This window comes from Janthinobacterium sp. SUN206 (genome assembly GCF_030587305.1).
GTDB classification, from domain to species: Bacteria; Pseudomonadota; Gammaproteobacteria; order Burkholderiales; family Burkholderiaceae_D; genus Janthinobacterium; species Janthinobacterium kumbetense.
In genome coordinates, this window is record NZ_JAPWIB010000001.1 from 627741 (window position 1) to 643616 (window position 15876).

The 15876-nt window shown below is 69.0% G+C and carries 3 protein-coding genes; all 3 read right to left on the reverse strand.

Translation table 11 applies throughout. The annotated features are described in order from the left end of the window. Positions 1-11: 11 nt before the first annotated feature. Complete coding sequence (locus tag O3300_RS02595; RefSeq protein WP_305051919.1) at positions 12-10550, reverse strand: LysM peptidoglycan-binding domain-containing protein; 10539 nt, start codon at positions 10548-10550, stop codon at positions 12-14. 67 nt (positions 10551-10617) lie between these two features. Continuing rightward, positions 10618-12117, reverse strand: coding sequence for a hypothetical protein (locus O3300_RS02600; RefSeq protein ID WP_305051920.1), 1500 nt, complete (start codon positions 12115-12117; stop codon positions 10618-10620). After that, the gene (locus O3300_RS02605) at positions 12114-15782 is read right to left on the reverse strand and encodes a hypothetical protein (RefSeq protein WP_305051921.1); all 3669 of its coding nucleotides are present in this window, start codon (positions 15780-15782) and stop codon (positions 12114-12116) included. The genes O3300_RS02600 and O3300_RS02605 overlap by 4 nt, the downstream gene beginning before the upstream one ends. Positions 15783-15876 lie beyond the last annotated feature (94 nt).

Sequence of the window (15876 nt, forward strand, 5' to 3'; positions counted from 1 at the left end):
GCGCCGCCGCGTCAGGGCCGCACCACCCAGCGCACGTCTTCGAGCGACAGCAACAGTTGCTCGGGCGCGCCGTCCGTAAAGAAGTTCAGGCGGAAATCCATGGCGGCGCCACCATCCGTGGTCGGCTGCTGCGCGTCATACCATTGCTGCACCTGGGCCACCAGCGCCATGGGCGCGGCGGGAGGCTGGGCCGCATCGATGGGCGCGAGCACGGCCGGCAGCAGGCTGACCGGCAGCGAAGTGCGGGGAAAGCCCGCCACGGCCGGCATCACGCTGTAGGAATAGCTGCCATCCATGGCGATGCGCACGCTGCCCGAGGCGCCCGTGAAGAGGGCGTTGAAGAAGCCTCGCATATAGGCCGCCACGTCGCTGCCGCCCACCGGTGCGACTTGCCGCAAATCATAGCCTTGCCAGCTCAGGCGTGGCAGGATGGGGTCGCTGAACTTGACGACCGGCGTCTGGTACAGGAAGGCGTGCATGGTCGACACCTGCGTCTGGCTGGGCGGGCACAGGTAGCGGTTGCGCTGCACGTACAGCGAAGCCTGGGCGTTCTTGTACACCATCACGTTCAGCCCCGGCATGCGCACCTCGCGGCCGGTATTGGCCAGCGCGGCGGCAAACGACAGGTCGGGCGCGTCGGCGGCGATGGCCGCGTAGCGGTAGGCCAGCAGCGCATCGGGCGGCGTGGGCGTGGCCGGCGTGGCCCGGTACTGCAGCGCATCGATGTCGAGCACGGGCACGGGCACGCTGACGATACCGTTGCTCAGGGTGCCGGACAGCGGGTCGTAGGTGGCGGGCGCGCCGCCAACGGTGACATTGAGCAGCGCATACCAGGCGTCGCCGCCATGGTCTTCCAGGCGCGCGTCGAATTCCACGGCCACGCTGGTCTCGCCTTGCGCCGCCGCCAGCCGCGCCGTGCCGAAATGCTGGCCATAGCTGGTTGCCACCTGGGTCACCAGCTGCTGGAAGGCGGTGGTGGCCAGTGTTGCCTTGGCGACACTATCGGGCGTATCCTGCTTGCCATCGAGGGGGGCGAGGAAGGCGTCGAGGTCAGCCGAGATGAGCGGATAGTTGCTGACGAAGGCGGCCAGCGCCGTGAACAGGTCGGGACCGGTCGCCGCGGACAGTCTGGCAACCTGCGACGGCACGTTGAGCACGACGCTGACGTGCACGGCATCCTGCGCCGCCTGGCGATAGGTGTAGCTGAAGCCGTAATCCCACTGGGCCAGCTGGGCCGGCTGCAAGCCACCGGCGGCCAGGCGCATGCGGCCGCCCTGCGGCGCGGCGGACGCGGTGGCGGTCTGCCGGTTGACCGTGGGCGGCACGGGCAGGGCGCGGTTCAGCACGGGGATATATTGCGTGCCATTGCCCAGCGGTACCTCGAACGGACCCGTGATGAACAGCAGCCACTGGCTTTGCAGGTAGTTTTCGATGCCGGGCACGGGGCGCTGGTCGAATTCCATGTGCGTGATCTGATAGCGCAAGTCCAGCGGCACATAGGCCTGGCCTTCGACGTTCTTCGAGATGAAGTTGAATGACAGCCGGCTCTGGTCCAGCGCGGCCGTGCCTAGCAAAGGCAGCCGGGTCGGGAACAAGGTGTAGTTCTGGTTGCCGTCGCCGGCCGCGCCGTCGGCTGTGCCTGCGCCGGCGGGCTGGCCGTACAGCGCTGGCGGCGCGCCCTCGTCTTCGTCGTCCGCGCCCGTGACCTGGTCGACGCCGTACACCACCACGGCGCCGGCGGCAAAGGCCGGCCCCAGGGTGGTCAGCAGTTGCTGCCGCATGGTGGCGGCCGCGCTGACGCGCGTGGCTTCGTCCGCGGCGCTGCTGCTGAGCACAGGGCTAACCGTGGCGCTGATGACGTCGGCCAGCGTCTGTTTCGCCTTGAGTACGAGGCCCAGCTGGCCGCTCTGCAGCGGATCGGCGACGCCGTTGAGGCGATCGAGGATGTAGGCGGGCGGCGCATAGGTGGCCGAGAGGAACTTGTCGATGGCGTCGAGACAGCTTTGCAGCCACAGGTTCAGGTCGACGCTATTGAGCGTCAGCGCATGCGGCGTATTGGTCGGATAGGCGTCGATGCTGACCGTGCGGCTTTCCAGCGAATTGGCGACGGGCAACGGCGCGTAGTAGCTGGCTTGCTGGCCCAGGCGGAAATGGATGCCCTGGCCCGGCGTGTCGCTGAAACGCACGGCGAACAACTGCTGCGTCTGCTGTCCGGCGCTGCCTATGCGCGTCAGCCCCGCGCCCGCGCGCATCGACCATTGCGGCGTCTTCAGGCACGCTTCGAGCGCCTTGGCAAACGTGGTGAAGCTGGACGCGCCGCCGTTCGTGTCGGCCTGCGGCAACACGGCGCTGACCACGCTGGCGCCGTCCGGCAGGGCCGCCAGTGCGGGATCGAGCAGGATGGCCTGGCGCGTCAGCACCAGCGCCACGTCGAGCGCGATGCGGTTGGCGCTGGCCAGTTGCGCCAGCGGCACCGGCACCGACAGCGTGGCGGCGGGCGCCGTGGCGCTGCCGCCGTTGGCCAGGGCTTGCAAGTAGATGGCGCAGGCGGCGGCGAAGTCGCGCACCTGCCGCGACCGGGCCTCGTCCAGCGGCTGCAGCGGCGTGGCCAAGAGCGAGTTGCTGAGGGAAATGCTCACCGCATTTCCGCTCAGTCCGGGCACGCCCAGGCCCGTATAGTCCTGGTGCAGCTGGAAGTACAGACATTGATAGAAAGGCAAGTCTTGTGCCGCGTCGGCTGGCGTGGCGTAGGCCAGGCCATCCATGCGCAAGGTCAGCAGCAGCGCGGGCGCGCCGCCCCCATCCGTGCCATACAGGTAGCTGGCCTGGACTTTCGGCCAGGCGGACAGGCCCAGCAGGCGATCCGTGTAGCGCAGCGGGGCGGGGGCCTGGTCCAGCGCACCCGTGTAGCCGGCCGGCGGCGCCTCGAACGGCGTGACGGTGGTGTTGCCGAACAGGTCTTGCCAGCGCAGGGCCAGCGACGCATGGCCGCCCACGCCCAGGTAGGGATTGTCGGCGGCGGGCGGCAGGCCGGCCGGCGGATTGGCCGGCGCCGCATTGAGCGTGGCGAACGGCCGTCCCTGGCTGTTGTTGCCCAGGTAGCCCAGCGCCTGGCGGTAGTCGTAATCGGCCAGCGCCGCGGCCGCATAGCGCCGGCGGTGGGCTTCGCCATCGTCGCCATCGCCGCCGCCGTCGCTGTCGTTCGCATGGTCCTGCGGTCCGAAAGGCAGGCTGTAGGGACTGGGCAGGAAAAACGGGTTGCGGCCCAGGCCGGCCGACAGCGTGTTGTACAGCGCGGACAGGGTCGCCTGCGCATATTGCTGCTGTTGCTGCGGCGTGGGGTTGGGCGGCAGCACGGGCACGCCGTCATTGGTACGCTTGAGCTGGAACGACAGGTTGCCCGGCGCCAATGTCGCTTGCGCATCGAGGGCCAGGCTGTCGACGTCGAGCACGGCGCCATCGTCGTACAGGCCTTCGGTGTCGGCCGCGCCCAGGGCCAGGGCGTCCACCGACAAGCCGTAGTAGGCGGCCAGGGCGGCGAAGGTATTGCCGGGACCGCCAGAGGCGGCGGGCACGCGGTAGACGAGCGGCGGAATGCGCATGGTCGCGCCCAGCGTCACCGTCACGCCGGGATTGTAGGCAGCGATCTGCACCGCGCTCAGCGGGGTGGCGCCGGCCGAGTAGTACGCGGCCAGCTGCTCCAGCGCTTGCGCGGGCGCGGCCATGTCTTGCAGGTTCAGCTGGTGCAGGATGCCGGCCACGGGCACGCTGGCGCCGGCGCGCAGCGGCCGCACGGCGTTTTGCCGCGCCAGCTGTCCCACGCCCATGCCGTACGTGGCGGCCACGGCGCTCAGGGTGCGCGTGGCGGCCAGGGCCAAAGGCTGGCTCTTGGCCGGCTTGCTCAGCGATTCGAACACCAGCACGTCCTGCTGCGGATCGATCGCTTGCGTCGTCAGCAGGGCGTTGACGAAGTTCGGCACGGTGTCGGCGGCGCCCGCCGCCTGGCGCGCCAGCGGCACCACCAGGGTCAGCGTGGCCGTGCCCGTGGCGTCGAAGACGGATGGGGGCAGGCCGGCGCCCGACACCATGTCCTCGAAATACAGATAGTAGCCGCCGCCGCGCACCACCGATTGCTCCCACAGCAGCTTGATGAATTGCGAGGGGCTGTTGGCTATGCCGCGCGGCAAGACCGTTCCCGCCGCGTCCAGCAGCATGCGGCTGGCCGGCGGATGGCTTTCCGTGGACAGATTGGTTTGCGTCAGAAAGCACAGGTAGTCGGCATCGGCCTGGCCCGTCAGCGCCACCTGGTCGCTTCCGCCTTCGCTGTACAGCAGGAACAGGCCGGCCACCAGGGTTTCGCCCACGGCGGCCATGCCGCTCAGCAAGTATTCCAGGCGCTGGGCATCGGCGGCCGACGGTCCCACCAGCTCGTATACGTGGGCCAGGGTGGCGGCGCTGGCCAGCGCGGTGCCGCTGGCGTCGTTGGTGGCCACGGTGGCGGCCGGCATGCGCGTGATCTGGAAGTCCACGCGCGTGGCATAGGCATAGCCGCTCAAGTCCTGGAGCACCGTGCTGCTGCTGTTGGGCGGCGTGTTGCCGATGCGGGGACGATAGGCGGGCATCAGGGCCAGTATGTCCGCGTATGGCGCCTGGGGGTACAGCGTCTGCAGCGTATCCTGGCGCTGGGTGATGCTGGCCAGCATGGCGTCGGGCAATTGCCACAGATACGGCGCAGGCGCGGCCTGGCTGGCGGCGGCGCGCGCGCCTGGCGCGGCGCCGGACGTCACGGCCGTCAGGCGCGCCAGGTCGGCGGTGATCCAGGCGGCGTAGCCTGCCGCAGGGAACTGCCGCGGCTGCAAGGACGCCAGCGGCAGGATGTGCAGCGCAGGCGACGGCACGAAGTTGCCCGCCTGCGCATACGCCAGCACGCCCGACAGCAAGCCGTACGCGGCGCCCAGGTCGATGGGCAGGCTGGTGCCGGGCGCGCCGGCGAAGGTGATGAAATCGAGGGCGACGCCATGCGAAACGGCATTGCGTCCCAGGCCGATGCGGTAGCCGCCGGCGGCGCTGGCGGGTGTGGGGAATTGCTGGCCCGTCAGCTGGTACAGCGCGTAGTCGGTCTGCGTCCTGCTATACAGGAAGGATGGCGACAGGCTCAGGCCCGCCGCCACCGGCAGGCGCAAGCCATAGGTGATGAAGCGCGCGACCTGGCCGGCGGCCTGGGCCACGGCGCCGCTCGCCTGCACGCCGCTCCACAGCTGCTCCAGCGGCAAGGCGTCGAGGTGGGCGATGGCCAGCCGGCCCGGGGCCGCGGCGAACAGATTGGCGACGCCGGCATTGTCGCGCCCCAGCGCGGCCGTCGTGGCGGCGAAGCGGCTGGCGATGCCGGACAGGGTGTCGCCGGCGACGGATGCATAGGCCAGCGGCGGCACGGCGAGGATGGCCGTCGGCAGCAGCAGGTCGGCGCGCGCATACAGCGATGCCTGCTGCGCCAGGGTGGCCAGCGGCACGCCCAGCGCGGCGGCGATGGCGCCGAAGCTGTCGCCGGGCGCTGTGACGTGGCTGACGGCGCCGGCGCCGAAGTCGAAGACCAGCGTCACGCCCGTGCGCAGCGCGCGCGGCTCGGCATTCGCGCCGATGAGCTGGGCCGCGGTGGTGTGCCAGCGCCCGCCGGCGCCGGCCGGATCCGTGTAGCGGGCGGCGATGGCCGCCAGCGTATCGCCGGCCTGGATCACGGCGGACAGGCCGCCGACCTGCAGCGGCAGCGCGCCGTTCAGCGGATACGCGGCATTCGGCAGCGACACGTCGTCCGCGTCGATGGCGTTGCCGGCCCGGTTGAAGGCGGCGACGATGCCGGCGATGCTGTCGCCCGGCTGCAGCGCATAGCTGTAATTGTCGAAGGCATCGATGGCCGATTGCAGCAGCGCGCGGCCGATCAGGCTGAAGACGTCGACGAAGATGAAGGCCGCCATCGATTCGGGCTCAGTGTCGTCCTGCGCCAGCAGCGCGGGCTTGGCGGGCGCCTTGCCCACCTTGGCGGCCACCTGGCGCAGCAGGCCGGCCACCGTGCTGCGGTACTGTTCCGTCGCCGTCGCGTAGGTCTCGAGGTCGATCGCTTGCGTACCGGCGCCGCCTTGCGGGTCGGGGACGTCCAGCCGCAGCCCGTCGAACAGCGGGAAGAGCGTGGCGCCATCCATATTGGCTCCCGGCGCGCTGATGTTCACGATGAAGCTGTCGGCGAGGAAGTGCAGCAGGTCGCCCATGCCGAATGGCTGCATGGCGGGGTCGGCCAACACCTGGATGCCCGCCACCAGCTGCGCCAGCGTGACGCTGGCGGTCGCGGCGGCTGCCAGGTCCAGCGCCTCGGCGTCGGCCCGCACCGCCGGCTGCATGGCGTCGAGCAGCCACGGGAAATACGCCTTGCACAGCAGGTCGAACGAGGTCGTGCCCGTTCCCGCGCCGCCGGCGGCCGGGTCCGGCGCATCCATGGCGAACAGGCAGACGAACGCGCCTTGCTGCGCGCTGCTGGCCGTGGCGCCCTGCGGCGCCAGCACCGTGAATTGCGGCGCCGTCACCAGTTGCAGCACCGGCTTGGCGTCGGTGCGCAGCACGCGTCGCGGCTGGCGGCGCGGCCCGGCGCGCAGCATGGCGGCCTGCAATTCCATCGGCAGGGTGCGCGCGCGGCCGCGCGCCAGGCTGTCCAGGCGCAGCGCGCCGCCGCCATCCCACGGCGCGCGGCTGTCGTCGCCGATGCGGAATTGCGCGCTGACGGTGGCGGAAAAGCCCACGGAAATGGTGAAGCTGAAGATGCCCAGGTCGATCTTGACGCGCAGGCTGATGCGCACCGAGGCCGTCACGGACAGGGGGATGGCGCGGTAGGATTCGTAGCCGATCTGCACCGACACGGTGATATTGACGAGCAGCGAAGCGCTGATGATCTTCAAGTCCACTTCGCCGTACAGCATGCCGATCACGCCGAACGTGCCCGTCAGCTTGAAGTAGCTGCTTTCCTGGACGCTGCCGGACGCGCCCGCGTTGGCCAGCGCGACGGCGTTGCTGCGGTCGTACGGATGGTAGGTGGCGATCACGCCTTCGATGATGCCGAACACGGTCAGCGCGAAGCCGGCTTTCAGCGGCCCCTTGACGAAGTTGTAGCCCAGGCCCAGCTGCAGGCCCAGGCCGAAGACGATGACGGGATTGAAATACCCGAGATCGGTTTTCGGCACCTGCGTCGCCGTCGCGCCCGACAGCTTGCCGAAATACACGCCGCCCGAGCCCAGCACCGGCACGCCGTAGACGATGGCGCTGAAGCTGAACGAGCGCGTAAAGTCCATATTGTAGGGAAAACCGATGTCGATCAGGAAATCGCCATTCGTGTAGATCTTGATGCCTATCATCGGCAGCACCACGCTGACGGCGCCGAAGTTCAGGTTGCGGATGCTGTCGGGGAAGGTGAAGTCGATCTGGAACAGGCCCACGTCGTCGCTGATTTTCTTGTACAGGATGTCGACCACCAGGCCGGCCAGGCCGCCCATCTTGGGGCTGCCCAGGGTCAGGCGCAAGCCGTACAGGTTGGGATCGTTGAAGACGATCTGGACGTCGACGGCCCACACGCCGGCCGTCTGCAGCACGCCGAAATGCGCGGCGATCAGCCAGTTGCTGTCCGGCTGGTAATACGGCTGGCCGTGCACGCCGCTGCCCGGGTTGACGGGATTGTTCTTGCCCGTGGTGGGCGGCACGCCCGCCAGCGCATCGATGACGGCCTTGGTCGAGCTGAAGTCGGACGCGCCGTTGATGGCCACGCGCTGGCCCAGCATCAGCAGGAAGACCTTGAAATAGCTGGAACCGGCGCCCGGCACGCTGGGCATCTCTTCCACGTCCTGTCCCTTGTCCGGGTCCAGCAAGTCGCCCATGCTGCCTTTAAGCAATGGCGGCACGGTGGCGTCCAGCGCCAGGGTCACCTTGCCGTCCGTATTGCGCTTGAAGACGATGCTGCGGATGACGATGAAGCCCAGGTTGAGGGGTGAACTGAGCGTGTAGGTGGCGCTGAGGCGGTTCTTTTCGCCGGTTTTCAGCGACACGTTGACGGACAGGCCGTCCAGCGTGACCTGGTTCAGCAAGTCCCACGGCGACGGCAGCACGAAATACGGATCGCCCAGCGTGCGCACGAGCGCCTGGATCAGGCTGCCCAGGGACCAGCCCGCCAGGGTGAAGCTGAGCATCTCGTTGCCGCTGGTATAGGTTGCCGTGAAGCCTTCCCAGCTCACGTACAGCGTGTGGTTCGGCCCCTTGTCCGTCGGCTGGAACGCATAGCCGAAGCCCAGTTTCAGATTGATGGCGGTATAGATCCATACGGCATCGGCCTTGCCCGAGAATTGCTGCGCGGCCGGCTTGGCGCCGTCATACTGCACCGAGAGCGTGGCTTTCTGCAAGCCGATCTGTTGCTGGCCAAGCAAGAACAGCCAGGTAAAGGTGGTGTCGACCGTGTAGCTGGTGGCCAGGTCCGTGCTGGGCTTGCCGCTGGGAATGACTGCGTCGATGGCGAACGCGGAAATCTTCAGGTTGCCCGGCAAGAAGACCGGGAAATCATAGATGCCGCCGGCGGCAAAGAATTGCTTAATCATCTCGCCCACGTCGAGTTCCTGCGCGAGCGAGGCGGAGAGGGTCCAGCGGGGCGGCGTTTCCTGGCTGGTGTAGGCCACGCTGACGGCCGCCTGCAGGCTGGCGCCCACGCCCAGCAAGCCGGAAATGGAACCGGCCCAGGCCGTGCCGGCGCCCGCCTTGCCGGCCTCGACAAGGGCCAGCGCGCCTTCCTGCTTGTCCGCGGCCACCGTGGCGCTGATGCCCGACAGGCTGATCTGGCCATCCGAAATGCTCAGGATGGGCGCGCCGCCCACCGTCAGGAAGGACAGGCTGATGGCGTAGTCGCTGGAAAACGCGAAGGACTGGGCCGCGCCGTCTATGCTCAGCGCGATATTCGACACCTCGGCCTGGATGCTGTCGGGCAGGCTGACGAGGCCGTTCGAGACGACGGACAGGAAGTCCGACAGCGTGGCCTTGCCGGGAAAGCTGGCCTGGAACAGCTGCGCCGAGTTGAACTGCACGTCGAATTCGCCGCCCGGCGTGCCGTCGAGGTTGCGAAATACCGTGGGTAACAGGGTGAAGGTGGTGCCGAACAGGTATTCATAGCGCGACTTCCCGCTGGCCTTGCTCGCCAGCGGCTGGTAAGCCGTCCAGTCGAGGAAGAACGAGGTGATGGTAAAGCTCAGCGCGGGCGTGGGCGCCGGGATGGGCTGCCAGCTGAGATCGCGCACGCTGCGCAGCTGCAGCGTGACCTGGTCCACCGTGGGCGCCGCCTTGGGCGGGATGCTGCCGCTGATGGTCATGCCGCCGAGGCCGAACGACGTCAGGAACTCCTGCAGCACGGCCGGGGTGGCGCGGAAATAGCTGGCGCCGCCGCCGATCAGGCCGATGGCGGCGGCGGGACTGAGGGGCGGCCCGTCGCTGCCCGCTTCCAGGCTGACCGCGTAGTTGCCGTCGCCGTCGGCGTTCGATGGTTGCAGCAGCAGCGACAGCGTGTAGTCGGCGGCGCCGGCGCCTTCCACGCTGAGCGTGGCCGTCAAGGCCAGCGTGGCGGCCTGGTCGCCGTCGGCCGCTTCCTCGTCGTCCGCTTCGCCGGCGCCGCGCAGCAGCAGCTGCATGCCGCCGTCGAGCAGCAGGGCGTCGGGCGGCGGCGCATCGACGGGCGGCGGGATCGTCACGGTCAGGCTGGGCGCCGCCACGCGCAGGTAGCCGGCGAACGTGCAGTCGAGCTCGCTTAGCGTGGCCGACAGCACGCCGCTGGGCATCAGGCCGCCCAATTCGAACGTCTTGCCGTCGTACAGCGCCATGTCCAGGTAGCCGCCGATCTGCAGCTTGCCCGGCGGCGCCGCCAGGTCGGAAAACAGTTCCAGAAACGGCGTCACGAAGGCGGGCAGGGCCACACTGGCGCTGAGGTTCTGCTTGGCGCCGCCCGTGACGGACAGCGCGCTGTCGCCGCCCCATGGATAGACGCCGTCGGCGCTGGAAAACACCAGCAGCGCGCCCGACAGCGGCAACTCGCTGAACGGCCAGCCGCCCATGAAGGGAAAGCTGCTGTCCCAGTTCCAGTCGGCGGGACTGGCGGCCACCTGCACCACCAGCACGGCCGCGTCATCCCCGCCGTCATCCCCGTCGTCGGCCGACGAGCGCGCGGCGGCAGGCTGCGTGGAAAACACCAGCGTAGCCGGAGTTTGCAGCAGGCCGCCGATGAAGGGCAGGCTCGCCTTGCTGACCGTAAACACGCCGTCGCTCACGGCGCCCACGTCGGCTGCCGCGCAGCTGATCAGGAACTGCGCCGCGTCGATCTGGAATGCCTGGCCGATGATGGCGTCGAATTTTTCGGGCGGCGCGACGTCCGGGTCGGCCAGGCCCGCTTCCAGGAAGGCGGCATCGAGGGCGAACGGGCCACTACTGGCGGCGTTGACGATGGCTTGCTGCAGGTTTTCCAGCGCGGTATCGGTGGTGGCCATACGAACTTGCTCCTTGAATCAGTCGTGATGTCCAGGGCGGACGCTCGCACCCGCCCGGACGCTCTGTCTACAGCACGGCAAACAGCGCCAGGTGGTCGCTGGTGCTGCGCAGGTAGCCGTAATTGGCCCAGCCGTTCAGGGTGCGCGCCTGGCCTACGGCATACACGGCCGCCGGCGATTGCGGCCAGGCCATGCCGGCAGGCACGTTCGGAAATTGCGCGGGCAGCGGGCGCGTGCCGATGGGTACGCCCGCGGGCATGCCGCCCGCCACCGTGAACGGCGTGCCCGACACGGGGTTCATCACCGTAAACTGGTAGTTATTCGCCGGCACCAACGGGTTGACGAGCATATTGTCGATCGAGAAAAAGTTGCTCACCATATCGCTGCCGATATAGTTGTAGCCGGGATACGGCGCCGCCACCAGCGCGCCGCCGGCCGTATTGTCGGACCACAGGAAGCGCGATTGCTGCGTCAGCTGCTGTTTGGTGCGCTTGGGGCGGATATGCGTGGCCAGGTAACCCTGGTACGCATCCAGCGTCAGGTTCGGCGCCACCGGCATGGCGGGCGGCGGGTCCAGCAGCGGTATGTAGTTGATCGCGCGCAACTGGTCGTAGGCCGTCGTCCGCCCGCCCGCGCCGGGCGGCTGCGCGTAGATGGCGTTCAGGTTGAAGTCGCCGCAGATCAGCTTGACTTCATTGTGCGGCGCGCCGGCGGGCGGCGCCGCCACGTCGAGCACGCCGCGCAGCAAGATATTGATGAAATTGGTGGCGCCGCCGTGGTTGGGCGGCGCATGCACGGCAAACAGGGTCAGGTTGCGCGTGATGACGTTGGCCCGGTTGGTTTCCACGAAAGTGACCATGAAGGGCTGGCGCAAGCCGTTGAAATTGACCAGGCCGCCAACGACGGGCGGCACGGCCGGCGCCGGCGCGGGGGCGAAGGCGATGCGCGCCGCCGCCATGCCCTCGGCCAGGCCGCCGTTGTACTGCGCGCCGGCCGGGATGGTGCGCGCCGGCTGGCCTTGCGGGTTGAGCAAATCCTGGATGTCGGGCGCGCCGGCGCCCCCGGCCGGGTAGGCGGCGGGCACGGCGCCGGCCGCCACGGCCGACACGCCGCCGCCCGTCCACACGTTCGGCCCCGTGAAATAGCGCCGCACTTCCGTGGGCGTGCCAACCGTGCCCGATATGCCGCGGTACAGCACGGCGACCGATTCCGTGCGCCCGCCCGTGCCCACTTTCAGCGGCGGCACCATGCGCCAGGCAGCGCGGTTGGGGTCGGCGGGGTCGGTGCGCAGCTGTTGCAGCAGGAAGATCGCGCCCTGCAGGCCGCCCGTGTCGGGCGCCAGGTCGCCGGCGCCGGCCGCGCTGGCCGACACCTCGATCAGGACGAAGATATCGGGCTGCGTGGCGCGCAGGATGGTCAGGATGTGGTTGCGGCGCTGCAGCGCGGCCACGGCCGGCAGGTTGCCGCCGCAGCGGCCGCCTTCGCCATAGCGGGGCCGCTTGCGGCTGGGATTGTTGACCTTGTTGATGCCGAAGTTCTCGATATTCCAGTACACGACGTTGGTCATGCTGCGCTCCCCAGTGAAATGGCAGGCAATGGCAGCGCGGCCAGTGCCTGCTCCTGGCGGGCGGCCGCATCGGCGATGTACGCGGCATACCAGCCCAGGCTGCCCGTATTCTTCGGGTCGCCAAACAGGAAGAACTGGATGTTCGCGTCGGGCGGCAGCTTGGCAATGCCGAGGAACTTGATGGCGATATTGTCGAGCCGCAGGCAATAATAGTAGGAGTCGCCGTCGGGCACTTTTTGCCGCATCAGCCCGATATTGTCGATGGCCAGCTTGAAGATGCCTTGCAGGCTGATCAGCCTGGCGCCCGGCGCCGCGCCGGGCAGCGACAGGCCGACGAAGACGGCTTGCTCGTCGTCGTCGGCCGTGCTGGCGGGCGACCAGGCCAGCAGCAGGGTCGAATGGAAGCCGGCGGCCGAGACGAGCGCGCCCGGCCCGCCCATGGTGACGTCGTACACGATGCCGTGCCATGGCCCGTCGAGCGTGCCCAGGTTCAGCGCCGTGCTGACGGGCAGGAAACCGAAATCGGCCGGCTTTTGCCCGTCCGCGGCGGCGATAAAGCCCGACAGTTCCAGGCCGAAGCCCTTGAACAGGCTGTCCGGCCTGGCCTGGCTGGCGTCGAGGTCGTAGGCCAGGTTGGCCGTCACCTCGTCGAAGCGCACGGCCGACGGCGTCGTCTGCGGATAGCGCATGTCGATCACCAGGTTGGAAAACGCCAGGCCTGCGCCGTCCGGCGGCAGGTCCGGCGCCAGCGCGCCGAACGACAGCAGGTCCAGCACGGCGCCCGTGCGGTCGTCCAGGCTGGCGAAGTCCAGCGTGCCCCAGACGGAAAAACGGTTCAGCACGGTCGCGCCCGCGTCGGTGGTGCCCAGGCAGTTGAACTGGATGCGCTGGAACGCCACGTGGCGCAGCAGGTTGCTGTCGAGGCTGAATATCGACGGCGTGGCTTGCTCGAAGATGTAGATGCCGGTGCCATTCTGGTCGATATAGCTGCCGTCGAGTACCACGCCGTTGTTCGGCATCGCATTGCCGCCGAAGGTGGTGGCCGTCACGCGCGAGCCGAGCAGCCCGTTGACGGCCAGCTGCACGTAGCTCTTGAAGGTCTTGATGACGGCATTGTCGAACAGCACCTGCAATTGCAGCACGCGGAATGCATAGTTGTCGGTGTCGGGCAGGGCGATGGGGGTATCGGGCGGCAAGCCGTTGCGCTGGCCGGCGGCGAAGGCCGGATCCTGGTAGTCGACCAGGCCGAAGGTGCTGGAATTGCCGTCGAGGGTGATGCTGCCGTCGCCATGCACCGTCACGCGGCTGGCCGTGAAGCCGAAATGGTGGGCGACGAAGCGCGTCAGGTCGAGGCCGGCCGCGATGCCCTGCAGGCCGGGCGGCAGACTGGACGGATCCAGGTCCGCCTGCAGCACCAGCACGCCCGTCCAGGCGGGATCGCTGACCAGTTCCAGGAAATGCCGGTACGGCGATTCGGGCTTGTCCGCCGCCAGCACCTCGGCCGCTTCGATGACATCCTGCAGCCACTGCGACAGCCCCGTGTAGGCGATGCCCTGGACGTCGGGGCCGGCGTCGGCGGCCAGCGAAAAATCGGGCGCGCCCGACCAGGCGTTCGGATTGGCGACGCGTTCCCTGACGCTGCCGCTGCAATACTTGAGCAGCATCACGTTGCGGTAGGACGTGGGCGTCACGCCGACGCCCACCTGCGCTTGCATGGTCCAGCCCGCGATGCCCACGGTATTGTCGAAGTGCGCGGCGCCGTCCGACAGGTGGGCCGCGTTGACGGCCACGAGGAACAGCTGGTTGGTCTGCAAGGCATCCTGCAAGGTCGCGTCCGGGAAGCGGAAGCCGAACGGCAAGACCTGGCCGCCGCCGCCCAGGGTCTGACCCAGGGTCACTGACAGGAAGGCGTCCTGGTCCTGCGCCTGGCTGGACACGGTGGCGACCGCTCCCTGCGGCGTGGTGCGGTAGTGCGGCGCTTCCGCCACCGCGTCGCCGGCGGCCAGTCCGCGCACGCGGCGGCTGGCGGCCGCGCGCGCCTGCCAGGTGGCGCTGGCGCCGCTGGAAATGACGGCCTTGCGGGTGGCGGCCACGATGCTGCTTTCAAAGCTCGACAGCAGGGCGGCGCTGACATCCAGCGGGCCGCCGCTGACGGCGCCGCCATACGGCAGCAGGGGAAAGGCGTGCGCGGCGCCCTGCGGCACGGGCAGCGAGGGCGGGGTCGAGGCGAGCACGGTATCGGCGGCCACGGTGCGCAGCAAGGCGGCGGCCCGGGCGGCCGGCGGCAGGCCGTACATGGGACTGCCCGCCGGCTCCGCATGGTATTGCGGCATGGCCGCGCCGCCCTTGAGCACGCTGGCCCAGCAACCGAGGTAATCGGCCGTCAGCGGCGTGGCCACGTTACCGGAATCGGGCAAGTCCAGGGTCGCGGCCTGGAACGGGAAGACGGACGCGTAGGCGGGCGAGGCGGGCACGAACAGCAGGCTGTCATTCTCCGGCGCGGCGCCATCATAGGTGGTCATGCTCAGCTGTTCCGAGCCGAAGATGCCGCATAACAAGTTTGTCTGCGCCCCGTCAGCCTGGCCGATGGCGCTCAGGCCAAAGCGCCCGGCCGGCGTCAGCAGGGCCTTGCTGGTGGCGGGCTGGGAAGGCGACTGCGCGGCGCAGCCGAAGGCCAGGGCGCCCGACTGCAGGCCGATCACGGGCGGCTGCCCGCTGGCGGCGCCCAGCGGCCGCAAGGTCGTCGCATGGCCCAGCGCCGTGCGGTAGGTGGACGGCAAGGCGGGCCGGTCGGCCGGCAGCAAGCCGCAGCGCAATACGCCTTCCAGCCGCGCCTTGGCGGACAGCTTCTGATTGTAGGGATCGAGCGGGTCGACGGTGCCGACCCAGGCCAGGCTGGCCGACAGCTTGGCGGGCGCGCTCAGCGCCGGGTAGAACAGCTGCTGCAGCTGGCCGCTGGCCGTGTCGCGCGCGGTCATGGGGAAGCCGACGGCCAGGCCGCTTGGGCCGAAGGTGACGGGAGGGTTGACGGTGGCCGTAAACGTCAGGCAGCCCGCATTCGCGCCCGCCAAAGGCACGAACGTGCGGATCGTGCTGCCGCTGCCCGTGACGCGTATGCCGATATCGCTGGCATTGCGCTGGAAGGCCAGCGCCGGCGGCGTAGCCAGCGGCGCGGCCAGCCGCAGACTGCCGCTGGCCGCGTCGATGGACAGGCCGACGCCGGACAGCACGTTGAACAGCAGGTCCTGTCCCAGCCGGAAATTGACGTTGGTGCTGGTGGCAAAGCCTTTTGTCAGCTGGTTATAGGTGTAGCTGCAGCCGTAGTTCTTGAAGGAATCAGTCGGCGCTGCATCGGTGTCGCGCAGCCACAGCAGTGCGTTCAGGTTCAGTCCCGGCGCCGATGACTGCAGGTCGATATACGCGGCGAGGGCGGCGATGAAGGGGCCGGGCGCCGCGTCCAGCGCCGCCGGACGGGCGCTGGCAAACACGTAGCTGCCCATGCGCTGCGGCGACAGGCTGTCGGCATAGCTGATGCTGTCCGGGGGCGTGGCCGGCGGCGCGACGGGCGGCAGCAGGTAGCCGGCCCAGGCATGCTCCGCCTGCGGCGGCGATTCATACAGGCTGACCTTGCTGGCGGGATCGGTGGCGACGAAACTGAAACCCATGACAACCTCCACTCAAGACGCGACTCGGGCTGCGATGCGGCGGCATGGCTGCCGCGCGGCAACGCAATCGTTTACAACGGGTGGGCCCGGAAGG

Bases quoted from the DNA above. Each gene is read 5' to 3' on its own strand.
- O3300_RS02600 (WP_305051920.1), bottom strand. From the start codon at position 12,117: ATGACCAACGTCGTGTACTGGAATATCGAGAACTTCGGCATCAACAAG.
- O3300_RS02595 (WP_305051919.1), bottom strand. From the start codon at position 10,550: ATGGCCACCACCGATACCGCGCTGGAAAACCTGCAGCAAGCCATCGTC.
- O3300_RS02605 (WP_305051921.1), bottom strand. From the start codon at position 15,782: ATGGGTTTCAGTTTCGTCGCCACCGATCCCGCCAGCAAGGTCAGCCTG.